Source organism: Pusillimonas sp. DMV24BSW_D, from assembly GCF_011388195.1.
GTDB classification, from domain to species: domain Bacteria; phylum Pseudomonadota; class Gammaproteobacteria; order Burkholderiales; family Burkholderiaceae_B; genus Neopusillimonas; species Neopusillimonas aestuarii.
In genome coordinates this window covers 2,170,645-2,197,406 of the sequence record NZ_CP049990.1, presented here as the reverse complement: position 1 = coordinate 2,197,406, position 26,762 = coordinate 2,170,645, and the positions used below count along the sequence as shown (strand labels likewise).

At 53.8% G+C, this 26,762-nt stretch carries 21 protein-coding genes and 2 pseudogenes; 18 read left to right on the top strand and 5 right to left on the bottom strand.

Going from position 1 to position 26,762, the window contains the following annotated elements:
* Positions 1-128 precede the first annotated feature (128 nt).
* On the bottom strand, positions 129-1,577 hold the full coding sequence (locus G9Q38_RS10665) for an aldehyde dehydrogenase family protein (RefSeq protein ID WP_166130791.1): 1,449 nt from the start codon (positions 1,575-1,577) through the stop codon (positions 129-131).
* A 31-nt stretch (positions 1,578-1,608) separates the two neighbouring features.
* Positions 1,609-2,376: an SDR family NAD(P)-dependent oxidoreductase gene (locus G9Q38_RS10660; protein ID WP_119443156.1), complete on the bottom strand. Its 768-nt coding sequence runs from the start codon at positions 2,374-2,376 to the stop codon at positions 1,609-1,611.
* A 314-nt stretch (positions 2,377-2,690) separates the two neighbouring features.
* Here G9Q38_RS10660 and G9Q38_RS10655 point away from each other — a divergent pair, with 314 nt between their 5' ends.
* Positions 2,691-3,440, top strand: a complete 750-nt coding sequence (locus tag G9Q38_RS10655; protein ID WP_119443155.1) for an IclR family transcriptional regulator — start codon at positions 2,691-2,693, stop codon at positions 3,438-3,440.
* Between the two features lie 151 nt (positions 3,441-3,591).
* Here G9Q38_RS10655 and G9Q38_RS10650 read toward each other — a convergent pair whose 3' ends face one another.
* The gene (locus G9Q38_RS10650) at positions 3,592-4,623 is read right to left on the bottom strand and encodes an aromatic ring-hydroxylating dioxygenase subunit alpha (RefSeq protein ID WP_166130789.1); all 1,032 of its coding nucleotides are present in this window, start codon (positions 4,621-4,623) and stop codon (positions 3,592-3,594) included.
* Between the two features lie 209 nt (positions 4,624-4,832).
* On the opposite strand from G9Q38_RS10650, the gene G9Q38_RS10645 reads away from it, so the two are divergent.
* From G9Q38_RS10645 to G9Q38_RS10585, 14 genes and pseudogenes are all read left to right on the top strand, one after another.
* Positions 4,833-5,330: a DUF4113 domain-containing protein gene (locus tag G9Q38_RS10645; RefSeq protein ID WP_166130786.1), complete on the top strand. Its 498-nt coding sequence runs from the start codon at positions 4,833-4,835 to the stop codon at positions 5,328-5,330.
* 364 nt (positions 5,331-5,694) lie between these two features.
* Positions 5,695-6,114 (top strand): recombinase family protein, encoded by a 420-nt coding sequence (locus tag G9Q38_RS10640; RefSeq protein ID WP_370523851.1) that lies wholly within the window; start codon positions 5,695-5,697, stop codon positions 6,112-6,114.
* Positions 6,115-6,281: 167 nt separating this feature from the next.
* Positions 6,282-6,740 carry a hypothetical protein gene (locus tag G9Q38_RS15230; protein ID WP_205962288.1) on the top strand — a complete coding sequence of 153 codons (459 nt, stop codon included), beginning with the start codon at positions 6,282-6,284 and terminating at the stop codon, positions 6,738-6,740.
* Entirely contained in the window at positions 6,671-8,407 is a 1,737-nt protein-coding gene (locus G9Q38_RS10635; protein ID WP_205962287.1) for a site-specific DNA-methyltransferase, read from the top strand. Before G9Q38_RS15230 ends, G9Q38_RS10635 begins: the two co-directional genes overlap by 70 nt.
* 3 nt (positions 8,408-8,410) lie before the next feature.
* Positions 8,411-11,011, top strand: a complete 2,601-nt coding sequence (locus G9Q38_RS10630) for a DEAD/DEAH box helicase (protein ID WP_166130783.1) — start codon at positions 8,411-8,413, stop codon at positions 11,009-11,011.
* 629 nt (positions 11,012-11,640) lie between these two features.
* Complete coding sequence (locus tag G9Q38_RS10625; protein ID WP_166130779.1) at positions 11,641-13,500, top strand: CHAT domain-containing protein; 1,860 nt, start codon at positions 11,641-11,643, stop codon at positions 13,498-13,500.
* Positions 13,493-13,981: a GNAT family N-acetyltransferase gene (locus tag G9Q38_RS10620; protein ID WP_166130776.1), complete on the top strand. Its 489-nt coding sequence runs from the start codon at positions 13,493-13,495 to the stop codon at positions 13,979-13,981. The genes G9Q38_RS10625 and G9Q38_RS10620 overlap by 8 nt, the downstream gene beginning before the upstream one ends.
* Before the next feature lie 138 nt (positions 13,982-14,119).
* Positions 14,120-14,560: a transposase gene (locus G9Q38_RS10615; RefSeq protein WP_166130774.1), complete on the top strand. Its 441-nt coding sequence runs from the start codon at positions 14,120-14,122 to the stop codon at positions 14,558-14,560.
* A complete protein-coding gene (gene tnpB, locus G9Q38_RS10610) occupies positions 14,557-14,889 on the top strand; it encodes an IS66 family insertion sequence element accessory protein TnpB (RefSeq protein WP_166130771.1) in 333 nt (110 codons plus the stop codon). The genes G9Q38_RS10615 and tnpB overlap by 4 nt, the downstream gene beginning before the upstream one ends.
* A 79-nt stretch (positions 14,890-14,968) precedes the next feature.
* A pseudogene (gene tnpC / locus G9Q38_RS10605) lies at positions 14,969-16,447 on the top strand (IS66 family transposase); the annotation flags it as partial.
* A 301-nt stretch (positions 16,448-16,748) separates the two neighbouring features.
* Entirely contained in the window at positions 16,749-17,762 is a 1,014-nt protein-coding gene (locus G9Q38_RS10600; RefSeq protein WP_205962286.1) for a site-specific integrase, read from the top strand.
* A complete protein-coding gene (locus G9Q38_RS10595; protein ID WP_166130764.1) occupies positions 17,759-18,706 on the top strand; it encodes a tyrosine-type recombinase/integrase in 948 nt (315 codons plus the stop codon). Before G9Q38_RS10600 ends, G9Q38_RS10595 begins: the two co-directional genes overlap by 4 nt.
* Positions 18,703-19,713, top strand: a complete 1,011-nt coding sequence (locus G9Q38_RS10590) for a site-specific integrase (protein WP_166130761.1) — start codon at positions 18,703-18,705, stop codon at positions 19,711-19,713. Before G9Q38_RS10595 ends, G9Q38_RS10590 begins: the two co-directional genes overlap by 4 nt.
* Before the next feature lie 110 nt (positions 19,714-19,823).
* Positions 19,824-20,024: pseudogene (locus tag G9Q38_RS10585) on the top strand (transposase domain-containing protein); the annotation flags it as partial.
* 845 nt (positions 20,025-20,869) lie between these two features.
* Here the strand turns inward: G9Q38_RS10585 and G9Q38_RS10580 are convergent.
* A complete protein-coding gene (locus G9Q38_RS10580; RefSeq protein ID WP_166130758.1) occupies positions 20,870-22,627 on the bottom strand; it encodes an ATP-binding protein in 1,758 nt (585 codons plus the stop codon).
* Positions 22,628-22,633: 6 nt separating this feature from the next.
* On the bottom strand, positions 22,634-23,665 hold the full coding sequence (locus G9Q38_RS10575) for an SIR2 family protein (protein WP_205962285.1): 1,032 nt from the start codon (positions 23,663-23,665) through the stop codon (positions 22,634-22,636).
* Positions 23,666-24,216: 551 nt separating this feature from the next.
* Between G9Q38_RS10575 and G9Q38_RS10570 the strand changes: the two genes are divergently transcribed.
* From G9Q38_RS10570 to G9Q38_RS10560, 3 genes are all read left to right on the top strand, one after another.
* Positions 24,217-24,477 (top strand): hypothetical protein, encoded by a 261-nt coding sequence (locus G9Q38_RS10570; RefSeq protein WP_166130755.1) that lies wholly within the window; start codon positions 24,217-24,219, stop codon positions 24,475-24,477.
* Between the two features lie 492 nt (positions 24,478-24,969).
* Positions 24,970-25,929, top strand: a complete 960-nt coding sequence (locus G9Q38_RS10565; protein ID WP_166130752.1) for a DUF932 domain-containing protein — start codon at positions 24,970-24,972, stop codon at positions 25,927-25,929.
* A 135-nt stretch (positions 25,930-26,064) separates the two neighbouring features.
* A complete protein-coding gene (locus tag G9Q38_RS10560) occupies positions 26,065-26,727 on the top strand; it encodes a hypothetical protein (RefSeq protein ID WP_166130750.1) in 663 nt (220 codons plus the stop codon).
* Positions 26,728-26,762 lie beyond the last annotated feature (35 nt).

Genomic DNA, 26,762 nt, shown 5'->3' with positions numbered 1-26,762 from the left:
TAGGCCAGACTATGGCTCGCAAAGGAACATTGACTAACAATGAAAAAACCCCGAGCTTCCTATCGGCAGCTCGAGGTTTCAGAGTCAAACAGCAAAGAAATATATCTACAGTTAGGATCAAAAAACGTTCACGCAGCAACACCTACGGATTGGTAAATGTGCTTAATCTCCATAAAGTCCATAAGACCATCATAACCGTGCAAGCGACCTAAACCGCTACGCTTATAGCCACCAGTCTCAGCCTCAGCAAACAATTTATTGTGGTCATTAATCCAAACGGTACCGTTACGAAGTGCTCGTGCCAGCCGCATTGCGCGGGCACCGTCACGTGTCCAAACGCTGGCTGAGAGCCCGTACTCGGTAAAGTTCGTCTTCGCGATTGCCTCCGCTTCATCCGCAAACCTTTCCAACACCACAAAAGGGCCAAATAGTTCTTTCTGACAGAAGTCAGCGGAGGGGTCATCATGTGCAACTAACGTGGGCGTTAAAAAGTAACCTCGCGCAAGTGCACCGCCTAGACGTCCACCACTCACTATCACTTCATCGCAAATATCCGTCGCCTCCAATATATTTGATTGGATCAAAGACAAAGAGGCCTCATCAATCATAGGTCCCATATCAACTCCCGCTTGATGACCGGGCCCTACAACAATCTGCTCAAAGCTCACCTTCAAAGCTCGCTTCACCTCCTCATATTTGGAGTCATGCACCAAAATCCGGCGTACGGCCGTACACTGCTGTCCTGAAATAATGATGGCACCGGCCGTTAGCATAGGGGCCATCCGAGCTATGTCAGCGTCTTCAAAAACAAGAGCACATGATTTACCACCCAACTCCAGCGACAGTTTTTTCATAGTCGGCGCAGCTGCAGCCATGATGCGTTGCCCAGTCAAATTGGACCCAGTAAAACTAACAACGGCAACGTCTGGCGACGTCACAAACTCTTGAGCCACTTCATGCCCTGTTTCTGCAACCATATTCACGACGCCCGGCATGAGTGCCTCATCTTCATGCAAAGCGCGTATGATTTCAGTCGTGATCAGAACAGTCTGAGGCGCTGGCTTGATTACGACTGTGCACCCAGCAGCTAGGGCTGGTGTCAGGGAACGAATCAATAAGGCAACTGGGGCGTTCCAAGGAATAATAAGCGCGGCGACCCCGGCAGGCTCACGCAACAGTGTGGAAAATACACCCGGTTCGACCTCGAGAACATTTCCTGGAATATGCCGGGCAAGTCCAGCGTAATAACGAATTTCCGATATAGCAATCGCCATTTCGGCCCGTGCGTGAGGGATGATTTTTCCGTTTTCCGTTACAAGGAGTGTTGCCAACTCTTCTAATTTTTCCTCTAGTCGATCTGCCCAGCGCAACATCACTAGCTGGCGCAACCGAGGATTCTGCGCCCAGTGGCAATCTTCAAATGCTTTTGATGCAGCAACAATTGCCGCTTGTGCATCGGCCCGCGCACCCGCCGCAAAAGATCCAATCGGCAAAGCGGTGGAGGGATCAATACTCTTAGCACGCTCCCCACTTATAGCCTCAACCCAATTGCCATCGATTAAATTACGACTTTTCATCTACATACCCTTAAGTGAACGTTGGCGGTCATTAATGAGTCACTGACCCACCATCAACAACAAGCACCTGCCCAGTGACAAAGTCGCTCTCAGAAGAGCACAGGTAAACCATCGTTCCGCACATATCCTCTGGCGTAGCATCACGTTTGATTGCGCGGCTATTCACATTATTTTGAACAACGGCTCCACGCCAAGCTGGATTGTCCAAGACGCTCTCACTCATTACGAGACCGGGTGCCAGCGTATTAACCCGAACTCCATCGTCACCCAACTCGCGCGCCAAACAACGTGTCATTGCTACGATGGCGCCCTTGGATGACACATAGTGCAGCATCAACGGTATACCTTTGAAAACAGTCCCAGATGCAATATTTACGATTTTTCCGTATTTCTGTTTTTTCATTTGCGGGGCAACGGCTTTAACACATTCAAACGCCCCCCTAACGTTTACGGACATCATTCGGTCCCACTCTTCGGATGTAATTTGAAGAAAAGGCTTGGGTTGAACATTCCCGAATAGCGCTGCGTTATTAATTAGAATATCGACAGATCCAAACTCTTCTACCGAATTAGCGACCATCGACTTGACCGACGACGCACTGGTGACATCAACCTTCAATGCCATCGCCTTCCCTCCTCGCTGGCGGATCTCTTGCGCTAATGGCTCAGCATCCAAAATATCGGCTAGCACTATTGCAGCCCCCTCATCTGCCAACGCGCTTGCGTAGCTCGCGCCTATGCCCTGCGCAGCTCCAGTAATGATGGCAACGCGTCCGCTTAATTTTTTGCTCCTATCCATATTCTTAGTCCTCAATGGTTTGATTAAATGGATCTTTTGTGTTTCGTTAGTCTGGTAGCCAGACGGCTGTTTCAGATACAATTCCAGTAATTATCAGGGCATTGGGGCGATGAATTTCGAGCTACAAGGAGACTGCTAATGACGACCATTTGGTGTGTGTCAATCAACAGTACAACCCGCCCTTAGCAGTGACCTTATTGAATTTGTCCGCCAGACGATACTATTATACGTCTGACGGATAAATTCTTGCGGTGTTTTTTATCAGGGTCTTTACGGATCAAGGTATCGACTTAATATTCATCTGAAGGAACTTCATGACCACAGAAAGGCTCGGGGACAGTGTTCGCGCGGTTGATCGCGCACTGGATATCCTGATGGCATTCACGGCAGCGGACTATGAGCTATCCGCTGGTGAACTACTAAAGCGTGTAGATCTCAGCAGACCCACTTTATACAGACTGCTCTACACGCTAGAGCAAAGTGGCTTTGTTATGTCTGTTGGAGAACCACAAAAGTTCAGGCTTGGCCCATCGGTCGCTCACTTGGTTCACGTCTGGACATCGAGCTTTGAACTAAGCGAATTTGCAAAGCCTGTACTACGCCGTATATGGGAAGCCACAGGTGAAACTGTCGCTCTTTTCATACCTCAAGGCGCTTACAGGACATGTATCAGTGAGCTCCCTAGCGCTCAACCGTTAAGCTTTAAGAGGGGTGTGGGCTATCGCGAAAGTATCGTCCTGGGCGCGAGTGGCCGTGCCATCTTGGCGTACTCAGACGTTGACCAAGACCAACTCAATGGGTACCTGAGAAACACTCATCTCGACCCAAAGCAGTTTCAAGAAGAATTGGCGAGAACCCGTCAGCAAGGCTACGCCGTTAGTCTTCAAGAGCTTATCCCGGGCGCCGTAGCTATTGCCGCACCTTTTTTTACCGGAGGAACACAGGTCGCAGGCTCAATTGGTGTGTTTGGCCCCAATGTAAGATTAGGAACTGCTCAAATCAAAGAGCTTGGCGAATTACTCATGACAGAAACAAAGACACTATCAAGTCAACTTGGTGGTTAGGTTTAAAACCTGCGATCTCGACAAAACTGAGTCAAACGATCAGGAAAAAGACTAAGCCCCAATCATGGGGCTTAGTCTTTTTAACTTATAAGGCTCAATTCAACGGTAGCGTACAACATCAGATAAGATGTCGTGCGCCTTGCACATCAAATCACGACGTAGACTGCTCTTCTGATACAAGCTGATCAATAATCTTACGCGCATGCATACCGCCGCCATCAATATTGAGACTGAGCAGAGGCCGACGAGTCCGCTCGACATTAACTTGCTGACGCTCCAACATCTCCTTGTCCTCTAAAAACACTTTGCTAAGATTGCTAGTAATCTGGTCAGTGAGCCCTTGGTCACGCGCATTGAAGTTACGCGCCATACCCCAGAAATACCAAGTCGATGTCTCAGTTTCTGGCGTAATGAAGTCCACCACGACGCTACTCACCTTGTGCGCGGGATCAGCTTCAAACCCACCGTGACCAGCGTGAGCTACGCCCACGTCAATCATTACATGACTTGGTGGAAAAAAGCGGCAGATCTGCCAACGATCTACAGGTACATCATCCTTGAGATTATTGCCCCTCAATGCAGCTTTCCAAAAGGGTGGCGCCATGATGTTATGCATGAAGCGACTGGTGATAGCGCTACCATTTTCCATTCGACTCGTCGGAGGCACTTCCTCAATTTCACGCTGACCAATACTGGTAGAATGTAAATAGGTTTCGTGCGTCAAATCCATCAAGTTATCGATAACGAATCGATAATCGCAATTGAAGTGGTACAAACCACCGCCATAGGCCCAATCTGGGTTGTCCGCCCAATGAAGCTTGTGGATTAGCTCGGGATCAGCTTTATCTTTGTCTCCGGGCCAGACCCAAATAAAGCCATAGCGTTCTTCTACCGGGTAGCTTTGTACACAAGGAAAACCTGAGACTCGCTGCCCTGGCATTGAAACCGCTTTACCCTCGCTTCCCATTGCCAATCCGTGGTAACCGCAGATAAGCTTTCCACTCTCTACCTTGCCTAGCGACAAGGGTGCGCCGCGGTGCGGGCAATAATCATCCAAGGCTACCGGCTTGCCATCAGGGCCACGATAAAACACGATTTGCTCATTACAGATTTTTCTGCCTAGAGGCTTTCCATCAATTTCGTCGGGGGTTGCTGCTACGTACCACGCATTCTTTTGAAACATGTCTCTCTCCTATAATTCTCGACAAAACAAATCAACGATTAAGACTCTTCCAGCTCGTATTACGAACCAATGTATCTTCGATGTGAACTGATGATAGAGCCCAAAATGTCCGTCTGGCGATAATAATATACACCAAGCGGACATTTTAACGCAAGAGCCGGAACTAAAATTTCAGAATGGTGGGTAGCTGAGATGAGCCTCCTCAACAAATGCGGAAAAGCGTTTTCACAGCACGGGCTGCAGAACGATTACGCGCCCAGCGTAGTGTCGCCGGTGCCATCAACGTGTTTGCCCGAACCAGCTTCTTTCGAAACGACCCGCCCTACTCTGGCAGTATCGTCGTACCGCTGTACCAGGCAACCGATGACACCAGTGTTATGCTGCACGCCGTTCGCAAAGGGTTAAAACAGATATTCCGACCGGGTTTCAACTATGGCAAGGCCGGAGTTTGCCTACTAGACATAGAACCCATGAGTCGTGCCAATCGACAAATGGCGTTATTCGGGCCTTTGACTGAGGCGAAAGCGGCGCCTAACGCTTCAAAAATTATGCCGGCCATGGATGGCGTAAATAAACGCTACGGAAAGTCAACGATCGTGCACGCCAGTACGCTTCATGACAGTGACGCCGTTTGGAGCATGAAGCAAGAGCGCAAAACACCAGCGTATACGACGGACTGGGGGCAAATTGTGGAAATCAGAAGATAATCAATAATCAAGTACTGCTAGTAAGATAAACAACATCGCGTGATGATAGATGCTTAAACCACAAAACCTAGGCGCTTGTAGCTGCGAGGCATTGCAAGAAAAATGTGGTGTTTCGCCGCAATTCAGACCCTGTCAAGTCAATTGACTAAATGGTCGATTATGCCTAGTCAACGAAATGGAAATCACCAAGCCCTTACTTCCATGCTCATGATTAAGACGTGGTTCTACACGCCGACTTTAACAACCTAAATTCGTCTATAAAGGATGGCTTCCTGGGCACTCTATCATCCAATGTTTTCTGATCGCCGTTGTCCTCACCGAGTGTTAAGATTCCCGTCAATTTTTCAATGTACTGGTTGCGTCTATGAATCAGCGGATAGGATACGCTCACATATCGACCTATGACCAGCACCTTGAGTCACAGCGTTACGCGCTTGCGCAGGCTGGGTGCTACGTAAGCTATGAGGAAACGGTCAGCGGCAAGAGCGCTGTGCGTTCAGAGCTTGAGCAGTGCAGCAAGACCCTGCCACCAGGGTATACGCTAGTGACAGGGCGCTTGGATCACCTTAGTCGGAGTTCGCTTGACCTGGCGCAGATCATCGCTGACCTTGAGCAACGAAACATTGGCTATGAGAGCTTGGCAGGAAAAATCAAGACGGGCAGCGTTGCGGGCAAGTTGGTTTTTCATGTATTTGCGGCGCTGGCAGAGTTCGAGCGTAGCCTGATCCGGGAGCGCACGCAAGCTGGGCTGACCCCAGCTCGTGCCCTCAGCCGGGAAACTTGACGCAAAACAGATGCGCCAGATCAAGTCATTGCTTCGCGATCCAAACACCAGCTTTGCCGAGGCGGCCCGTGACTACTGCGTGTCGAGAACAACGATTTATAAGCATTGCGGCGTCGTACAACCGCTTCATCCGTCAATAGCGAAGATAGAAGAGAGAAAGAGTTTCCGTGTCCAGACTGACTGATTTGATTGCCAAAGCAAAAGCCAAAGATTCGGCCCTAGGGGCCGAATTGGATCGTGAGTTCAAGATTCTGTCGTCGCGCCTTCCCTTCGGCCTGAATTTCGAACGACATAGTCCCGAAGCGGTAGAGCTACCGCTTCGCCCAATACGCAAGGGCGACAAGGTGCGCGTGCTGCCGGAGCGTGGCACTACCCAAAAGGGTGATCAGCGTCTATGGCAGGTAAAGGCTATCCACAAGGCGAAGAAAACGGCTGACGTGGAGCTGCTGGGTGCGGCAGATATCGAAACGCAGACTGCGGCGCTGGACGATCTGGTGGTGGTGGCCGAGTTCCGCGATACCATTTATCCAGGCCTGATCAGTACTGGGGCAAGGTCGTGCGTGGTGGCGACAAGCCCTGCCACACAGTTATCAATGGTGAGAACTACCACGTCCTTAAGGCGTTGACCTATACGCACCGAGGTAAGGTCGATGTTATCTATATTGACCCGCCGTATAACACAGGGGCAAAGGACTGGAAGTACAACAACGATTACGTGGAAGGCGACGATCTATACCGCCACAGCAAATGGCTGGCAATGATGGAGCGGCGCTTGTTGGTGGCGAAAGAGATATTGAATCCTGTTGATTCGGTGCTGATAGTCACAATTGATGAGAAGGAGTATTTAAGACTTGGATTGTTGCTTGAGCAAGTTTTTCCAGATGGCGACATTCAAATGGTGAGTTCTGTTATCAACCAAGCCGGATCATCGCGCCCAGGTTCTTTTTCGAGGACTGACGAGTACATATATTTTGTTAAGTTTGGAAGTGCCGCAGTAAAAGCACTACATCTTGAAGATGAGTGGATGTCAGGCAGAGGTAACTCTAGACGCATGGGCCTATATTGGAATGAGTTGATGCGCACTGGGCCGGGCGCAAGACGGGAAGACTCACCTAATCTTTTTTTTCCAATTTACATATCATCTGATGCTGCGCAATTTATTTCGGTTGGTGAACCGATTTCGATTGGTGAAGATAGAAATGCTGTAAAACACCCCGAGGGTGTAGTCGCCCGCTGGCCCATTCGCTCTGATGGATCGGAGGGGCGTTGGCGTGTGTCTGCAGATGGAGTGAGAGACCTAATAAAGAAGGGTTATATACGACTTGGTCGGCCTCGTGGCGCAGATACAACTCTTCAGTACATCTCGCGCGGCGAAGTTGGTAAGGTGGAGAGCGGCATATTCACCATAAAAAGTCGGCGCGCTGACGGCTCCATTGAGGTAGATGAGGTCGACTACACTCCAACGGTTGTGCCCGGAACACAATGGAATATCAGGTCTCATGACTCATCAGTCAATGGCGCACTTCTTATTCGTGCGTTGATACCGGGTAGAAAATTTCCTTTTCCTAAATCGCTTTATGCTGTTGAGGACGCGTTACGATTTTTTTTGGCCCATAAGCCTACCGCCATTGTCCTTGATTTTTTTGCTGGGTCAGGTACGACCGCTCACGCCGTGATGCGTCTTAATAAGCAGGACGGTGGCCATCGCCAGTGCATTTCGGTCACCAACAATGAAGTCGCTGCCGAAGAGCAAAGAAAGTTGCGCGAAGCAAGCTTGCGGCCCGGCGATGCCGAATGGGAAAAGTGGGGTATTTGTGACTACATTACGAAACCTCGCGTTGCTGCCGCCATTACCGGCTTAACGCCAGATGGCGAGTTGATCAAGGGTGACTACAAATTCACCGATGATTTTCCGATGGCCGATGGCTTCGAGGAAAACGCTGAGTTCTTTACGCTGACATATGAGACGCCGGTATCGGTCAATTACAACCTGGCGTTCAACAGGATTGCGCCGTTGTTGTGGCTGCGAGCCGGAGCGCGGGGCAGCCGCATAGACAAGCTGCCCGGCGATGGCTGGGCGATAGCAGACGCCTATGGATTGCTCTGCAATGTGGATGCGGCCACACCTTTTATCAAGGCGCTGACCAAGGCTGCTGAAATCGGCATTGCCTATATCGTCACCGATGACGACCGCCGCTTTCAGGCCATTGCCAGACGCTTGCCCGATGGCGTCGAGCCGGTACGCCTGTACGAATCGTATCTGACTAATTTCAGTTTCACTAACGGAGAATAACGGATGAAGTTCACGCTCAAAGACTACCAGCGCGACGCCGTCCGCGAATCCTTGAACAACCTGGGCAAGGCACGCCGTTTGTGGCATGGTGAGACCGACAGAACGGCGTTTTCACTCACTGCGGTAACTGGCGCGGGTAAGACCGTGATGGCTGCAGCTACTTTCGAGGCGCTGTTTCACGGTGACGATGAGTTCAGCTTCGATGCCGACCCCGGCGCTGTGGTGATCTGGTTCAGCGACGACCCTTCATTGAACGAGCAGACGCGATTTCGCTTTATTGAGGCCAGTGACCGCATCAATTACACCGACTTGGTTGTGGTGGAAAACACCTTTAACAGGCCGAAATTCCAGGCGGGGAAAATCTATTTCCTCAACACTCAAAAACTCAGCAAGAACAGCTTGCTGGTCCGTGGCCATGACCCTGAGGAGATGGCAGCCAAGCTGGACGGCACCTTCGCGAATATGCGACCTGACCTGCGGGCATACACGATTTGGGACACTATCCAGAACACCATTGAAGACCCGGATTTGACACTTTATCTGGTACTGGATGAGGCGCATCGTGGCATGAGCGCACAGACAGCAGCCAGTCAGAATGCTAAGAGCACCATTGTCCAGAGACTGATCAATGGCGTGGGCAGCGTGCCTGGCATCCCGGCAGTTTGGGGTATTTCAGCTACTGTGGAGCGGTTCAATAAGGCGATCGAGTCGGCAGGTAAGCATATCAAACTGCCTAACGTGGAAGTTGACGCTTCAAAAGTGCAGGAGTCTGGCCTGATCAAGGACACCATCCTGCTGGATATTCCAGAGAATGTTGGTGATTTCGATACCGTGCTGGTGCGACGGGCGACCGATAAATTGAAGGAATCCAGTCTTGCCTGGAGCGCTTATTCCAAGCAGCAACAGGAAGCCCAGGCTGTCGTGCCGTTGATGGTTTTGCAGGTACCCAACATGCCTGACCCAGATGAAATCGGGCGGGCGCTGGATACCATTTTCGAGCGTTACCCTGATCTGCCGTCTGCCAGCGTGGCACACGTTTTCGGAGATCACATCACTCAGCGCTTCGGTAACCGCGACGTGCCCTACATCGAGCCACAGAGGGTTCAAGAGTCTACCTGGGTGCGGGTGCTGATCGCCAAGGATGCCATTAGCACCGGCTGGGATTGCCCGCGTGCCGAAGTTATGGTGTCGTTCCGTGCAGCCAGCGATAAGACGCATATCACGCAGTTGCTGGGCCGTCTGGTGCGTTCGCCGTTGGCCCGTCGTATCCCCGGTAATGACCGCCTGAACTCAGTGGATTGCTTATTGCCCAAATTTAATCGTAAGACTGTGGAGCAGGTGGTCGATGAGCTGACAACCGGCAATGAAGCGGCAACACCTGGGCGCGTGTTGATCGACTACATTGAGGTGCGGCCGAACCCTGCTGTTGCGCCTGCCGTGTGGGAAACGTTCGAGGCGCTGCCGTCACAAACGCGGCCGCAACGTGGTGCCAGACCGGCGATCAGGCTAACCGCGCTGGCTCACGAACTGGCGTCCGACGATATTCTGCCCGGCGCAGGCCGGTTGGCTCACGCTGAGATGCACACGGTTTTGGATGCGTTTCAGGCTGACAACGAAGCCAAGATTAAAGCCAAGCGGCAGTCAGTATTGGTGGTGGACGGCAAGACCGTGAAAGCAGACCTGCTGGGCCAAGGCCGGAGCCTGGAACAGTTCTGGGAAGATGCCGATGTGGCGGTGATCGACGATGCCTACCGTCGTGCAGCGCGCATCTTCAGCCCGGCGATTGCCCATTCGTATGTTGACCATCTGGCAAGTCAGGTAGCCGACCGCGACGAAGACCCAGAAGGCTTTCTTGAGGCCATCATAGAGTCCCGCGTAACCGTTGCAGGTTTGGGGCTGGTGATAGAGGCGCAGGATTATTTTGATACCGAAGCCGACAAGCTGGCAAGGGACTGGCTGGCTAAGTATGGGACGCAGATCAAGGCGCTCAGCGATGATCGACGGGAGTCCTACAGGCAGATCATCGAACTGAGCACAGAGCCGCAGGATGTGGGCTTGCTCAAGCCTGAAGCTCGGTATGAGGCGACCAAGGCGAACGAAAACGGAAAGATAAAGATGCTACCTGTCTGGGATAGCCACTTGTTGTGCAATGAGGACGGCAAGTATCCCGCTGAACTGAATGACTGGGAGCGAACGGTCGTCGAGACTGAATCGGCAAGACCGGGATTCTCGTTCTGGTATCGCAACCCGCAGCAGCCTGGTCAGGCTTCGCTTGGTATTGCTTATGAGAAATTGGGGCAGTATGGGATTGTTCGCCCAGACTTTCTGTTCTTTGCAACGCAAGGGGCTGGCTCCCTCGTAGTCGATCTGGTTGACCCGCACGGCCTGCATTTGAGCGACGCGCTGGTCAAGCTGCAAGGCTTGGCGCTGTACGCTGCCAACCATGCTGATATCTATCGTCGGATAGAGTCCATTACCCAAGTTAAAGGCAACGACAAGCTGCGCGTGCTCGACTTGAAGCGACCGGAAGTGCGAGATGCGATTGCCATAGCCAATGATGCAGAGGAGTTGTTCGCCAGCGGACTGGCAGATGACTATCAGTGATCGCGCAAACGGAATGGCAAACCAGATCAGCGAATATCGAAGTCGCAGTGCATGAAGTTTTAGCTGACCTGCTGGTAGTCAAGTATTAGCGGCAGCTTCTCTTAGAAACCGGCTCTGAAAAGTCCTTTGGTATGACAGTCTGCTCTGGGTCGAATCTGTGTAAAAACCCGTTTAACGAACAAATTGAGGGATCTCATAACCATCACCTAGGGCAAGTAAAACGCATACAGAGCGATCTTAGGGTCGGTGTTTTGCAAAAGTCTACGCTTATTAATGCGTTTTCACACTGCTTCGGTCGATAGCGGCGTTTGCCTGCCGTCCGTTATCGACCCAGTGCCGCCGCCGGCTAGCGCTAAATGGCTACCTCGAAGCGGTCGGTCGCGACTGGCTCGGAAACCTGTCCCGACAGGGTGGCCGGGCGTCTAAATTACAGCGAAAGCAGCCCCTCATCTCGCAATTTTTCTACGGCGCGTCGCGGTTCTTTCCGTTAAGCTAACGCCTAGCCATTGCTAGCGAAGCCAGTTCTACGGCCTGCAACCAACCTTTTCTAGTCGATTCATAGGTCGTGCGGCAGGCGGTACTTCATAAAGTCACGCTTGCCGCCCTATGAAAGTCCATACGCGGAAAACATGCCAATTCTGATCGACGGTGAAGAACTTTCTCCATTTCATTTCTACTTGGAACAGATGGAGCGCACAATCGAGGTCTTTGAAACCGGACGGCTTGCTGCTGTTGGCTTGCCAGTCATGTCATTTTTCTCGGGCAAAGAGCAGCATGAACCGTCAGCTGCCATTAGTCCAATACACATCTCTGTGTTTCTCGAAGACAAACAAATGCAGGTCGCGATTGAAAGCGCACCGCAGTTCTTCATCAAGTGGGTTGAAGTCCTCTATTTTTACTTCCTGGAGATGGCTGCATTTCCTAGGGAAGCAAAAGGTGTTTGGTATTGCTGTTGGATGATCCTGGACATGTTCGAACGGTCTCATTCGACGCTTGCCGCTAGGAGTCAAATGGCCGCATGGGCAGCCGTCTATGATGATGACTTCGCCGACCGAGCTCGCCGCTACCTGAAAACCGTGCGCCTGTCGTCGGCAAAGGATGAGGCCATACGATCGCTCATTCTTTCATCAAGGATCAACCAAGGGCAATCGGACCATCTTGAGCATGTAGAAAAGACACTGGCGCTCTCTCCGCATCTGCCACATATTCAAAAGCTTCAGGCGTACATCAACTACTACTGCCAATTAGACGCCTCGTCCGAAGTGCTGGGATGGATAATTTCGGCACTGAATTGGCATGAATTGGCGTATATCAGGGTGGGCAAAATCGGATTGCTTGAGCCCGTCATCTGGACGCTTCAGGACAAGAACAACTACAACGATCTCCTATTCCTTATCAGATGTCTCCGATCGGACATTAGGAAGGAAGGCTTCAAGTCTGGTCACGCGTTCGTTCTTCCCAATATTAACAACGCATTTACGGCCCTCAAAGCGAACGAGCGCATCCAGTTTTCAATCGAAGGGAATGGCGACAACTATGCTCGCCTGATGCGTTTGTGTAATAAATTGAATGGCGTTGCGATATCAATACGAGGTCAAGAGGAACTCGGATCTGCCGTTGAAAAATTCGATGACTTCGGGAAGCCAATACAGGAGGATGCCTTCGAAGCCCTGAGGCTGGCAGTCATCGAGCACTATCACCTGCAAGATGACTTTTTCAAGGAGGTCAGTCTGCTGACCCTCGTCCCATCACACAATCACCCCGTGCAAGGTGCACTGTGCTCGCTGGGTGTTTTGCCACCTTTTCTTTCAACAAGCCTCCAAGATGTGGTGGACGAATCAGTGGATAAGAATTTTGTATTCTTCTTGGCTGAATCGACCTACACGGTTGAACTTGAGTCGCAGTGGATCAGGGGAGCATTTGGTGATTCCGCTGACATTCGCATTAATCCGAAACCGGACGATGTCATTGCGGCAATCAATGATCAGCGACTGACGCACATTTACATCTCTGCACACGGCAAATTCGATCACTGGGAACGCGAGCCGGATAAGATACACTTCTCCAATAGCTCAGAGGTTGCTGTTGATGAACTCCTGAAAACTAAAAGCAAGTGGAATTCTCGTAAGACCTTGATTTTGAATCTTTGCGACGGTGCAGCAACCCGAATCAGCTATAACCCAAACAACTCAGGAATGGCTGCTGCTCTCGCGTCAGGGAGCCAAGTTGTCGTTTCACACCTCTGGCCGGTTGATCCTAGATATGCAGCGGTGTTTGGGCTGTTTTTGCTGGACCGATTGCTCGCCGGCCTAGCGTGCCAAGAGGCCCTTCTGAAAGTCTACCAGACGTTGAGTCAAGACAACAGTGCGATTGCATCGAGCGCTCGAAAAATGGGGAAGTGCTCGGAAGGCTTGGCAAAGATGATTGAAAACACAGCGTTTCGTTTCTCAGATTTTCGAAATATTGGAGCAGTGGCAATCTATGTTTGAGAACGAGCAGCAAGTCTTGGTTTTTCAATTGACCGCCCCCCGGTCGATTGATGCATTTTTTTCAGTATTAGCTGACGACGCCATCTATCAGTTCATTCCAGCCCCGCAGCCGTTAACACTGGCTGATTTTTGCAACCGCCATAGCCTCATGAACTCCAGGCTGTCGTTTGGCGCCTATCTAGATTCAGAACGGAAAGTACCTATTGGGCTTCTTGAAGTAAACATCCAACGTGCTGGGCTCGCTGATGTCGGATTTATGCTTGGACGTGCGTATTGGCGGCGAGGCTTCGGATCACAGATCATCGCAAAGTCCATCTCGCAGTTAGATTCAAACATTCGAACTCTGAGGGCAACCGTGGACTCTCGAAACATCGGTTCAATCAGAGCGCTAGAGAAAAATCAGTTCGTGCAGCACGAAACAAGGTTGGGCATGCTTAAAAGGCAAGCCGCAACGGAATATGTCTACCTGCGAGAGATTTGATTTCGATCGGCGCCATCGACGGGCGTTGGAATGGGCTGAAGTCGTCGACATCCGTAAGCATCCGGTAAACCCACCTTGAGCGGGGTGTCACGATTAAGAGAATATAAGTGTCCGCTTATTTATCGTGGATACGATCTGATGGACGAGTCTCTTAACTCCAAGCCCCAGCGCCGCACCTACAGCCCGCAATTTAAAGCTGAGCTGGTGGCCCAGTGCCTTGAGGGGCATACATCTTTAACCGCGTTGGCGGTAGACCATGGCATGAACCCAAACGTGCTGCACCGTTGGGTCACCGAGCACGCGCGTTACGGCAAGCATAGTCTGCAAAGCGTCCAGCCAACGCCTAATGATCAAACAATTGATATCACCCCGGCCAACTGGGTCGCGTTAAAGCCTGCGCATGCAGTGCAGGCACCTAAAGCGAACAATGCCAAGGCGGCCGCCACGCCCTCACGATCAGCAACATCGGATACGATGGTTGAACTGGAGTTGTCCGCCAGGGGCCTGACGATGAAGGTGCGTTGGCCGACCCGCGATTATCAGGCCTTTGCCCGTTGGACGCGGGAAGTGTTGGCGTGATTCATGTTGAGCGGGTGTGGTTAGCCGTACAACCCATGGATATGCGTGCCGGCCCTGACACGGCGCTGGCTCGTGTGGTCAAAGACTTCGGCGCTGCCCACCCACACCATGCTTATGTCTTTGCGAACCGGCGCGCCAACCGCTTGAAGATACTGGTGCATGACGGCTTAGGTGTCTGGCTGGCTGCACGAAGACTGAATCAGGGTCGGTTTGTCTGGCCACGCGCAGGTAAAGTACACGTTGAGGTAACCGACGCACAGTTGCAAGCCCTGGTGATTGGGCTACCTTGGCAACGTATCGGTGATGGCGGCATTATCGACGTTATTTAGGCACCAAACTACACCATAAAATCAATCCGGGCATGCGCCGATGGTGGGCGGGCCACGGGCTGTGGCACACTGCTGATCCATGAGTTTGCCGTTGTCTGACCCGCTAGAGAATCTGGATGCTGATGCGCTACGCGCCTTGTTGCGTGAGCGCGATCAGCAACTGGCGCAAGCGCATCAACGGCTGTCCGATCATGAGCAAGCATTCGCCCGCCACGAACGTGTCATCCATTTAAAAGACACCACCATCGCCAAACTCACGCATGAGATTGCGGTGCTGCGCCGGTTCAGGTTCGGCAAAAAGAGTGAACAAGTCAATGGCGTACAGGGCAGCTTGCTGGAAGAAGCTGTGACGGCTGACATTGCCGCCATTGAACAAGAACTACAACAGTTGACCGACCATCCGCGCAAGGCTGTGCCACAGCAACAGGCCAAACGCCAGGCCCTGCCGCCTGATCTGCCTCGAGTCGAGATTCGCCATGAGCCCGACTCCGCCGCCTGCTCCTGCGGTTGCCAACTGCAACGTATTGGCGAAGATGTGGCTGAGAAACTGGACTATATCCCCGGCATCGCACGTGTTGAACGCCATATTCGAGGTAAATGGGCGTGTCGCCAGTGCGAGACACCCACGCAGGCGCCTGTTCCGGCGCACATCATCGATAAAGGCTTGCCGACAACCGGCTTGTTGGCCCATGTATTGGTGTCCAAATATGCCGATCATCTTCCGCTGTACCGTCAACAAAAGATCTTCGAGCGGGCTGGCGTCAAATTACCCACCTCCACCTTGGCTGACTGGGTGGGTGTCTGCGGGGTTCATCTGCAACCGCTGGTCGATGCCTTGCATCAAGCAATTCTGAAGCATGATGTACTGCATGCTGATGAAACGCCGGTGCAGGTGCTGCGCCCGGAAACGGGCAAAAAGACCCATCGTGCGTACCTGTGGGCTTATGCCCCCGGTGCGTTTGAAGACCTAAAAGCCGTTGTATACGACTTTGCACCCAGCCGTGCCGGCGAGCATGCCCGTGCCTTCCTGGGAAGCTGGCAAGGTAACCTGGTGACGGACGACTATACCGGCTACAAAAAGACCTTCCAAGAGCAAGGCGTGACCGAAATCGGTTGCATGGCGCACGCACGGCGCAAGTTCTTCGAGCTACATGCAAACAACCAGAGCCAGATTGCCGAGCAGGCATTACAGTACTTCGGCCAACTGTATGACATTGAGCGCGAAGCCAAAACCTTAACGCCACAGGAACGAAGGCGAATAAGGCAGACGCACGCCAAACCCATTATTGATCAGTTGCATGCCTGGTTGCTTGCGCAGCGGTTGCGGGTGCCCGATGGTTCGGGCATTGCCAAGGCACTGGACTACAGCCTGAAGCGTTGGGCGGCGCTGACGCGTTACCTGGATAACGGCTGGCTTCCCATTGATAACAATCACATCGAAAATCAGATTCGTCCGGTAGCCCTGGGCAGGAATTATGTTCAGCCGTTGATTATGTTGAGTCGCTCGTGGCGGGGAGCCGTAACGGTAAGGCTCGTGCTTCCTACAAGAGTCAACGGCTAATCTTGCCTACGCATAATCATTGGTGGTTTTCTGTGGTTTCCATTCTTCACTACAGGAGGCCATCATGCCCACCAATAAATTCCTGGCTCACCTTGTTCGCCGTGACTGGCTGACGGACGGCCCGCTGAACGAACTCATCGTTTCGTACATCGAGGCACTTCAGAGTCGGCGCTATGCAAGGAACACCCTCATCGCTTATCTGCGCTGTTTGGCGCATTTCAGCTATTGGATGCGGGGTGAAGGGCTGACTGCTGCGGACATCGATCAGGTGCTTATCGAGCGGTTTCTGCAGAACCACTTGCCGTCTTGCTCCTGTCCTGCGCCGTGCAGATCAGAGATAACGGATATGCGGGCGGCTCTTCACCATTTGCTGGACCTGCTGCCCGAGTCAGACGATGTGGCGACGACGGGCCACATTGCCGCCGAGGTTGAGCACTTCGCCCATCATTTGCGCCACACGTGCGGCTTGGCGCCGCTGACCTGCACTTATCGGGTTCGCCATGTGGAGGCCTTCCTGGTTAGTTGCTTCGGGAATGACACCCTCGAGATTGGACGGCTGTCCGCTGGAGATATCGATACTTTTCTTAATGGCTTGGCTACTCGCTGGAAGCCCTCGTCATGTAAGGTGGTCTGCTCAAGCTTGCGCAGCTATTTGCGTTTCCGCACTCTGCTGGGCGACGACACGCGGATACTATCGGCGACGTTGCCCGTCATCGCCAACTGGCCCCGTCGGCATCCTCCTAAAGTGCTCACGGATAGTCAGATTGAGCGTTTTCTGCAAGCTTTCGACCTGACCGATCCGGTCGGGCTGCGTGACTACGCCATTGCCCGATGCCTGCTTGATCTGGGCCTGCGGGGCGCCGAGGTCACCCACTTGACGCTGGAGGCCGTGGATTGGCGAAACGGTACTATGAAGCTCCACCACACCAAGAGTCAGCGAGTCCAGCATCTGCCTATGCCGGCGTTGACCGGTGAAGCGCTCGTCCGCTACCTGCGCGAAGGACGCCCACAGACCGATAGCCGTACCCTGTTCATACGGCATCGGGCACCATTCGGTATTCCCCTAAGCGTGGCGGCTATCCGCAACGCGATGAATCGTGCTTTTGCCCGTTGCGGCTTAGCAGGCCAGTTCTGCAATACCCATGTGCTTCGGCGCTCAATGGCCACTCGACTGCAGAAGACCGGCGTATCAATCAAGGAGATCGCCGATCTGCTACGTCATCGGGATGTGAACACCGCCCGAGTGTATGCCCGTGTTGACCTGGAACGCCTGCGTTCTGTCGCCTTGCCTTGGCCGGGGAGCACATCATGAACGCCGCCGCCATAACCTGGGCAGCTCGGGTGGCCGCCTACCTCGCCTATCGACGCAGCTTCGGCTTTGGGCTCTCGGTTGAGGGTGGGCAGCTTAGCTCGTTTGCCCGCTTTGCTGACCAACGCGCAGCCGAACGGCTCACGCTGGAGTTGGCCGCAGACTGGGCCCGGGCCTCACGCCATCCCCGTCCGATCAGCTGGGCGCGTCGCATCGAGGTATTACGCGGGTTTGCTGCTTTTTGCCTTCGCACTGACCCGGATACGGTAGTGCCCCCACGCAAGCTTTTCGGCCCAGCACACCGACGGTTAGTGCCGCATATCTATACCGACGACGAACTGCGAAGCCTCCTGGAAGCGAGTGACCTGCTGAGCCCACCAGGCAGGCTGCGTCCGGCGACCTGCCGAACCGTCTTCGGGCTGCTGGCAGCCACCGGACTGCGCATCTCAGAAGCACTTAAGCTGGCCCGGGCCGATGTAGATCTCGAGGCGGGTGTGCTCGACATCCGAGACGCCAAGCGTCACCAGCGCCGTTTTGTTCCTTTGCATTCGAGCACGATTCCACACTTGCAGGCGTATGCGCAGTTGCGAGACCAACTCGTCCCTCGCCCGTGCTGCGATCACTTCTTCCTGCGCGACGACGGCAAGGCCGTTGATCGGCGCAATATCTTATACGCGCTGCAGTGGGTGTGTCGCCAACACGGCTGGCAATCGCGCGGAGATCATGCTCATCACCGGTTACATGATCTGCGCCATACCTTCATCGTCCGCAGCGTACTGCGCCTCTATGAGCAAGGCGGCGCTGTTGAGCAAGGTCTGCCGGCAATCTCGATCTACGTGGGGCACGCCAAGGTGGTCGATACCTACTGGTACCTCACGGGGACCCCCGAGCTGATGGCCGTCGCGGCTGAGCGCTTCCATCGTTATGCCCAAGGGGAGCCGACATGAGTCCAATACTGACCGATCCCGCCGAATTCTCCGCCCTGATCCAGCACTTCTTTGCCAACCGTCTTCTTCAGCAGCAAGCTGTCAGCTCCCGGACTGTGGCGGCGTACCGGGACACCTTCCGGCTCCTTTTGGGCTACGCCGAGCGCAAACTCGGCAAGCCGCCTGTCAAGCTGGCCTTGAATGATTTCGATGCGGAATTGATTCTCGACTTTCTGGAACACCTTGAGGCCGAGCGCCACAATACGGTGCGCAGCCGCAATGCACGGCTCGCTGCGGTCCGTGCCTTTGCCCGGTACGTTGCCGTGCAGTGCCCGCCGGCACTGCTGATCATCCAGCGCATTCTCGCTATTCCGATGAAACGCTTCGACAAGCCCCTGCTCGGATTCCTGTCCCGCCATGAGGTGCATGCACTCCTGACGGCGCCTGATCCGACGACCTGGTGCGGCCGCCGGGATCGAGTGCTGCTTCAACTGCTCTACAACACCGGCGCCCGCGTATCTGAACTTATCGGCATCCGCGTCCGCGATCTGGAACTCGAAGTCACATCGTCAGTGCGTTTGCACGGTAAGGGGCGCAAGCAGCGCACCGTACCACTGTGGAAGGAAACCGTCGTAGAAATCCGCCGTTGGCTTCAATCGACGAGCCTTCAGACGGAGCAACCGTTGCTGCCCAACCGCTGGGGCAAACCGATGACTCGCTCCAATATCGCACAACGGATCGCACGGGCTGTGAGCACGGCGACGCCACAGTGTCCGTCGCTCCAAGGGCGGAACATCTCCCCGCACACGCTGCGTCACACGACCGCTATGCACCTACTGCAGTCCGGCGTCGACCTCACCGTCATTGCCTTGTGGCTCGGACATGAAAGCCCTGTAACGACTCACAGTTACGTCGAAGCGGACCTGGCTATGAAGGAACGCGCCTTGGCTGCGATCGCGCCCCCTGAAATTCCACGCACGCGCTACCGGCCGACAGATGCACTGTTGGAGTTTCTTCAGGCTCTTTGATTATGTGCAGCCGACAGGATCGGACCGCCGCAAATAGGGCGGACCGCTGTCGGCGACTCAACATAATCAACGGCTGAACATAAATTCCCTTATGCCAAGATAGACATAACAGGAAGAATTGGCTCTTCGCGGGTTCACTGCGGGCTGGGCGTCGTGCTGCAGCGGTAATGAGCCTGATTCATTCGGCCCGGCTCAACGGTCACGATCCGCATGCTTATTTGAAAGATGTGCTGACCCGCTTGCCAACCCATCCCAATCGCCGCATTGAAGAATTGTTGCCGCATCATTGGCAGCTGCAAGCAAACGAATAAATCACAACGGCCGCTCATGCGGCCGTTCGTCAATGTGGGTTTACCGGAACCTTACTGAAGGATCTCGACTTCGCGCTTCAATCGCTGATCGTCCGCTCAGTCAAGGACGGCAAGGACCGCAGGCACCGAGTGGCAATGCTGCCGCAGTCATTGGCCGTTGAGCTCCATGCCAAACTCGCTCGCGCACGGCTGGTGGGGGCCGCCGATATAGAGGTTGGCCAGCCCGGCTCGAGAAGCCATATGCATTGGAACGGAAGTAATCGCGGGCCGGTCTGTCATGGGCTTGCTTCTGGGTCTTTCCTTAAGACCATCTCTCGACCGTTCCGAGCAGTGGCGTCGTTCGGCGCCACCACATCCACGACAAGACGTTCCACCGCGCTTTAGAGTGGGTGTTGGGCTTGGCCGGCATCACCAAGCCGGCAAGCATACGCTGCGGCGCTGTTTCGCAACCCACCTGCTGCAAGCCGGCAGCGACTCCGTACCTTACAAGAGCTGCTGGGGCATGCCGACGTTGCAACCACCATGAGCTACACGCACGGGCAGGGCGGCGCGCAACCCGCTCAATGCACTCGTCGCAGCAGAGGCGTCTCAAAGCAGCCCTTGGTGATCGTCCGCTTCTGGCCGAGGCTGTGTGAAAACTCAGGAAACTACAAAATTCAAGGGTCTTCTTTTACCATTACCTATAGCAAAAAAATCGCATGCGGAGCGATCTGAGAGGTCGGTTTTTTGCCGGTGCCAGTGCTTGATGCGTTTTCACACAGCCTCGGCCGGGATCGGTCGCTCGCAATGGTGCTGCGTCCCCAGCTCTGCTCTGACCCGGGGCGCTATCAAGAGACACTGACATTCTAAGCCTGCATAGTCTGCTTTCGCCAGGCGTCGACGGCTACAGCAAGGCCACCGACTGCCTGGTCGGAGGCCCAGCGTTCCCAGAATTCGACGGTTCCGCTATTGGGCCGATGCTCCGGTGTTGAGACCCGGATCCGCGTCGGCAGGAGGCTAGCATCCCCCACAACAAGCGCCTCGCCCGTATCTAGCACTGGCAAGAGGTCACCAAATCCTGCCAAGCTATCCGGCAACAGCCTGCGCACCACCGCCTGATCGTCGCCATTGGTCAAACGCATGGCCACCAGGTTATTGCACTGGCTCAGGACCGTCCGATTAACCTCGGAAGGGCGCTGGCTGATGACGACCAGGCCGACGCCGTACTTGCGGCCTTCCTTAGCAATCCGTTCGAAGATCTCAACAGAGATTTCCCCTGCTCCACCGGCTTGTTGTCGCTCGGGAATGTAGAGGTGCGCTTCGTCGCAGAAGATAGCGATGGGATGGCGCATCGAGGCTTCGGTCCACTGCTGCACCGAGAACGCGAGTTTTGCAACTAGGCTCACCATCAGCGGTAACACGTCGGACGGGACTTCAGAGAAGTCGATTACCTTCACGCCCCCTCCGCCGCACTTCTGGTCGACCGATCCGGCCAGCAATGCGCTGACGAATCGATCGAGCCAGTCAAACGCCTGCGTTTCTCCGGTGCCTTGAAACAGGAAACCCAATCGCCGGTCTGTACGCTTGTTCTCGAGCCGCTGAATCATCCGGCTTAATTTGCCGTTGAACTCGCCCGCCTTCTCCGAACCAGCGCGTGCGCCCGGCACCATCTCATCGTTGAGTTTGCGAAGATCGTCAATAACGCTGGTGAGATCGAAGGGAATGGGGCTGTCAATAGTGAAGTTTTCGAGCACGTCCTTGCGCCCCTGCCCTTCCAGGTATTTCTGTTTGGCTGCCAAGATAGCGCGAGACATTACCATCGCTTGATTAGGCGCGTTCTGGTCAGAGCGATCAACGAACATTGACGTCATAGCCTCGTAGCCAAGTAGCCAGTATGGGAGGAAAATCACGCCATCGCCGAGCAAAGCCTCGTCGGTAAGGTCAGCAGGTCCAGCGATCCGGAAATGCTGGAAGCCTTTTGAAGCGAGTGGCGCGTATTCGCCGTGAATGTCGAAGACGATCGCATTGGCGTTTGGTAGGGCTGCCACTTGCTCAAGGATTCGGGCCGTGGTCCAAGATTTGCCGGAGCCCGTGCTTCCAACGACGACCGCATGGCGCTGAAAGAACTTATTTCCGTTCAGGAACGCATCTGCACTCTCGTCAAGTGTGTAGTGACCAAGCGAGAGTTTCTGCCCGTCGCCCGAAATGTTGGCGATGACACGCATAAAGGAAGTAAGCCGTTCTCCTTCAAGTGCGAAACAGTTAGCGTCAATCTCTGGAACCGTTTCGAGCGTGCGCAAAAAGACGTTGTTACGGAGTCCGACCTTGTCCATCAGCGTACCGATGAGTGCGATACGCACCACGTTGAGTTCGCCCATCCGGTCGTCGTCCAGTGGTTCCTCAGCATCGACCGAGTTTTCCTTGCCGTCGACGGCTGTGCGCGTGATCTTCTGGATGATGCCAATCAGGTGCTGGCCAGCGCGGCTACTCTGCAGTACTGCGAGGCGATTTACTTGCAGCTTACGCAGGCGCTCAACATCATCCACGGCAATGACGACGGTCGCGGTGTCAACTGAGCGCACGCGCCCTAGCGACTCATTGTCTTTATAGTTGAGAATGCTCATATGTGCTCATCCAGTGACAAAGGACAGGAAGCGATCAAGACGCCAAACGGATTCGCCGGGCAGCTCGAGGCCGTCTGGCACATCGTGGCTAAACATCCGGGTGCCATTTGGGCACTCCTCGAGTGCTACATAGCGGCTGCAACGCCCGCTCTTGAGAAACTGATGGGCCGTGGAGCTAATTTCCTTCGTGATCAAGACCAAAGGGACATCCGGACGCGTGCAGCGCTCCATCATCAGGGGCTGTAGGTGGTCATCATTAAAACCGTACCCAATGCACAGGAAAGCGCTTGCCCGGGCAACCGCATCGTCTGCACTGTGCATGGCGCTGCGAAACGGCTCTTCATGCGTACGCCGGTACTTCTCAGTACCTGGCGTGACGATGACCGGAGTGAAGCCATCTGGGACGGCTCTCATCGGTGGCAGTGCGACGATGGAGCCGTCTGTTCCGCTGAACCAGCCCAGTGAGCCATGCACTTTCCAAACGTTAACCGTTCGCACCTGTCGCTGCCCTGTATAAATCCGCGGCAAATCGACTGCACGCACGCCAAACATTCCGAAGGTGAACCCTGTGTAGGCGCAATAGCCGGCTGCCTCAGCAGCGTACTCAGCAAGCCGATCGTAGTTTGGAGTCACGACCTGGAGTTGCATGGCAGTGCTGCGTAGAAGATGCTGAAACAATTGACTGAGCGGCAAGAGGCGCCGGTCGGCCAACACCCGCTCGAAAATTAAGAAGTCCGCTTCATTGAGGAAAGTCCAGGTAGTGAGCACAATGTGCCCGAGCACTTCGGTAGTAACATTGACACTGGTCAGAGCTGACTCAAGATCCATCTTCTGGACGTTCTCCAGAAATTGTAGCCACCCTGTAAGGTGCGGCTCGCTCTGACAGACCGCAGGCAAAGTCGACGCCGCCAGGTGCTTTCCCAGTAAATCCATGCCTGGGATGCCATGCGCTGCAGATGCACCGCTACCAAGCAAAATGACGGGCAACTTGCCGATGCAGTCCTGCACATGCAACTGCATTGCCTCCATTGCATTCATTGATCGCATTTCCTCGTTTTTATTCTGATCCGCACTGCGCGACAATAGCAATAAAGCACATTGCCGACCGGACCTCATCGGTTCAAAAATAATTGTTACACTATATCTGTATCTACTACAGATGCCAAATCAGCATTACTTCCGCTTAAGGTCGAGGCTATGTGAAAACACATCAGACACCGACCGCGGCAAAAAATTGACCTCTCAGATCGTTCTGTATGCATTTTTCTTGACTAGGTTAATGGTGAGATGACCCCTGAATTTCATACTTCAACAAGTTTTCACACGGCCTAGCCCGATTGCAGCCAAAGGCGGCTCTCCAAGACCGACCCAACATAGACATTGCTTATTGTTGCCAAAACTTGTATCGACGAGTCGTTACCTTGAAAGGCGCTATCCCTGGTTCGCCTATAGAAGGTGCGCGATCCTGGTGACAGCCAGTTAGACAGCTAAAAACGCGGTCCTAATGTCCAAAGCAGAATCCAGATTTCTTTACTCACATATCACCTAGTCGAGCACCAGACGGTGTCACCCTATCACTAGGAGTATGTATGACTAGAAATCGGTCACAAATCCAAACAGACACCCTGCCGAACCCTCAACTCACGACCGACCCCATCGGCCAAATCACGGGCAAGCTCGGGCAGCTACACGCCCTATTAACGTGCCTGCACGCTGATGGCCTAGAGAACTTCAATACCCTTTCTGCCGAAATTCAAGACAACCTACTTTGGCTAGCCGCCGAATTAACACTAAGCATCAGTGACACGATAGCCCTGCTACCTTACCCAACTCCTGCTACCCGTTCCTGACCAACCAATCTACCCGTACTGGCCCCAGAGCTCACCCTCTGGGGCCTTTTTTATGCCGCCTTCCCTATCCAAGGATTTTCAGCATGACAACACCTCCCAATCCAAACGCATATCACTTTACTTATCGCCCAGACAGACCCTCCAGGTCCGTCAACTGCCCGCTGTGCGGATCACCCAAAACCCGACTCAAAAATCACGGCAAAAGGCTAGGTGGGGCGCTCGGTACATGCGCTGGCGTCTTCAGCGCGATGGCCGGTGCCCAAAAGGGTGCCAGTATCGGTGCCTTTATGGGGTTTCGCGCGATGGCCTCATCAACACCCCTAAACGGAGTCACGACAGCAGTGCTCGGCGCTCTGGCAGGTGGCGCAGTGGGTTGTGCTGCCGGCGCTGCGTTGGGTCAAGCCGTAGACGAAACAATTCTGAACAACCACATATGCCACACGTGTGGTCACACCTTTCGAACCTTTTGAACATTTTGTCTGGAGAACCGCTATGGCTCACCTTGTTGAACAAATGGCCTATGTCGGCCAAACCCCCTGGCATGGCTTGGGAAATCAACTCAGTCCAAACCAACCTATTGAGGTCTGGCAACAGCAAGCCGGAATGAACTGGGACATCAAAGAAGCCCCCGTTCAGTTCATGGATGCCGTTGATGACACTCAATCACGCTTGATCACCTTCCCACAAAGCAAAGTGCTGTACCGCTCCGACAACCGCACACCCCTGTCGGTCGTCAGCCAACGCTATCAAGTCGTTCAGCCACGCGAAATTCTCGAGTTTTACCGCGATCTAACCGAAATCTCTGGTTTCCAACTGGAAACGGCTGGCGTTCTTAAGGGTGGTAAGAAAGTATGGGCCCTGGCACGCACGGGCCATTCGGCCACGATACAGGGTAACGATGTCACCAACGCCTATGTGCTGCTGGCCACCGCTTGCGATGGAACCTTGGCGACCACCGCGCAATTCACAGCCGTTCGCGTCGTGTGCAACAACACCCTGGCCGTGGCGATTGATGACAGCAGAGGGGCCGTCAAGGTGCCCCACAGCACTGCCTTCGACGCACAGGCAGTTAAACGGCAACTGGGCATTTCTGTCTCAAATTGGGATACGTTCATGTACCGCATGAAAGTCCTAAGCCAGCGCAAGGTCAAACACGTCGAAGCTGAAGCATTCATTCGCCATCTGTTTTCCGAGCCACGCCAAAGCGCAAGCATCCAACCCAACGAATCGGCCATGGCTAAAGTTCTGGAGCTTTACAACGGGCGAGGCCGCGGGGCTGAACTGGGTACGTCAAGCGGCACCGCCCTGGGGCTGCTTAATGCCATCACCGAATTCGTAGACCACGAGCGTCGTGCCCGTAACACGGATTACCGATTGGATTCTGCCTGGTTCGGTCAGGGGGCTGCCCTTAAACAAAAGGCCCTGGATCGGACTTTGCTGATGCTGGCATGAGCGTGCGTGTCACAACAACCCATAGTGCCGGTCATGTCGGTCGCCCCTCTTCGGACTTCAGCCCGACAACAATGGCACAATACAAAATGTATCAACATTTAACTTTATTGATCTCTAAAAACAAGGAACACACTTATGTCGTATCTTTTCCGCGCCCTCATCACATCACTTCTGACTGGCGTTTTTTCTAGCGTAGCAATAGCGGCAGACGTCAAAGAAGTTTTCAACGGTGAAATGCTTGGCACGACTCAGCGGTATTTCGAGTCCGTTGCTGGCATTCCTCGCCAGTCTCTTGGTGAAAATCACACCTTTCGGGTCAAGGGGTGCGACATCACAGCCACCATCAAAGGCGGCAGTGTCTCTGCGTTGCATATGCCACTTAGCGATACGTGCCGCGCCGACCTTAGATCCTTTATTGGCGACTACGCACCGGCCGCGACCTCAAAACTTACTTTTGGGGCATTTGCACAGACGTCTGGCGGTGATTTACGGTACCTGGCCAATTGCTTAACCATGTGTGGAAACGCCTACGATCCGTCGGCTTACGCGCATTGGGAAGGCCCTCGAGCGGCTGGTTTTATGCAGGTCTTGCTGGAAGTGGTGCTGGTTGAGGATGCCGCCTACGCTGCTGCCAGCGCCTGGGGCGAGCACATGACAAAAGCCGCTGGCGAGGACTATGTCATGGATACCCGTTTTAACTGTGAAGCACGTTTCGACGACGTTGCAGCTCAAGCGTTCAAGAACGTTCAAGTGACCGCCGTCACGATCGGTCATGAGTTAAGCGTTCCTGGCTGCTGATATCACAATTGTGATATCTGACCATGTACTGCAAA

Bases quoted from the DNA above. Each gene is read 5' to 3' on its own strand.
- G9Q38_RS10595 (WP_166130764.1), top strand. From the start codon at position 17,759: ATGAACGCCGCCGCCATAACCTGGGCAGCTCGGGTGGCCGCCTACCTC.
- G9Q38_RS10650 (WP_166130789.1), bottom strand. From the start codon at position 4,623: ATGTTTCAAAAGAATGCGTGGTACGTAGCAGCAACCCCCGACGAAATT.
- G9Q38_RS10665 (WP_166130791.1), bottom strand. From the start codon at position 1,577: ATGAAAAGTCGTAATTTAATCGATGGCAATTGGGTTGAGGCTATAAGT.
- G9Q38_RS10640 (WP_370523851.1), top strand. From the start codon at position 5,695: ATGAATCAGCGGATAGGATACGCTCACATATCGACCTATGACCAGCAC.
- G9Q38_RS10570 (WP_166130755.1), top strand. From the start codon at position 24,217: ATGACTAGAAATCGGTCACAAATCCAAACAGACACCCTGCCGAACCCT.
- G9Q38_RS10575 (WP_205962285.1), bottom strand. From the start codon at position 23,665: ATGAATGCAATGGAGGCAATGCAGTTGCATGTGCAGGACTGCATCGGC.
- G9Q38_RS10580 (WP_166130758.1), bottom strand. From the start codon at position 22,627: ATGAGCATTCTCAACTATAAAGACAATGAGTCGCTAGGGCGCGTGCGC.
- G9Q38_RS10630 (WP_166130783.1), top strand. From the start codon at position 8,411: ATGAAGTTCACGCTCAAAGACTACCAGCGCGACGCCGTCCGCGAATCC.
- G9Q38_RS10565 (WP_166130752.1), top strand. From the start codon at position 24,970: ATGGCTCACCTTGTTGAACAAATGGCCTATGTCGGCCAAACCCCCTGG.
- G9Q38_RS10655 (WP_119443155.1), top strand. From the start codon at position 2,691: ATGACCACAGAAAGGCTCGGGGACAGTGTTCGCGCGGTTGATCGCGCA.
- G9Q38_RS10615 (WP_166130774.1), top strand. From the start codon at position 14,120: ATGGACGAGTCTCTTAACTCCAAGCCCCAGCGCCGCACCTACAGCCCG.
- G9Q38_RS10620 (WP_166130776.1), top strand. From the start codon at position 13,493: ATGTTTGAGAACGAGCAGCAAGTCTTGGTTTTTCAATTGACCGCCCCC.
- G9Q38_RS10590 (WP_166130761.1), top strand. From the start codon at position 18,703: ATGAGTCCAATACTGACCGATCCCGCCGAATTCTCCGCCCTGATCCAG.
- G9Q38_RS10645 (WP_166130786.1), top strand. From the start codon at position 4,833: ATGCGGAAAAGCGTTTTCACAGCACGGGCTGCAGAACGATTACGCGCC.
- G9Q38_RS10660 (WP_119443156.1), bottom strand. From the start codon at position 2,376: ATGGATAGGAGCAAAAAATTAAGCGGACGCGTTGCCATCATTACTGGA.
- G9Q38_RS10560 (WP_166130750.1), top strand. From the start codon at position 26,065: ATGTCGTATCTTTTCCGCGCCCTCATCACATCACTTCTGACTGGCGTT.
- G9Q38_RS10625 (WP_166130779.1), top strand. From the start codon at position 11,641: ATGCCAATTCTGATCGACGGTGAAGAACTTTCTCCATTTCATTTCTAC.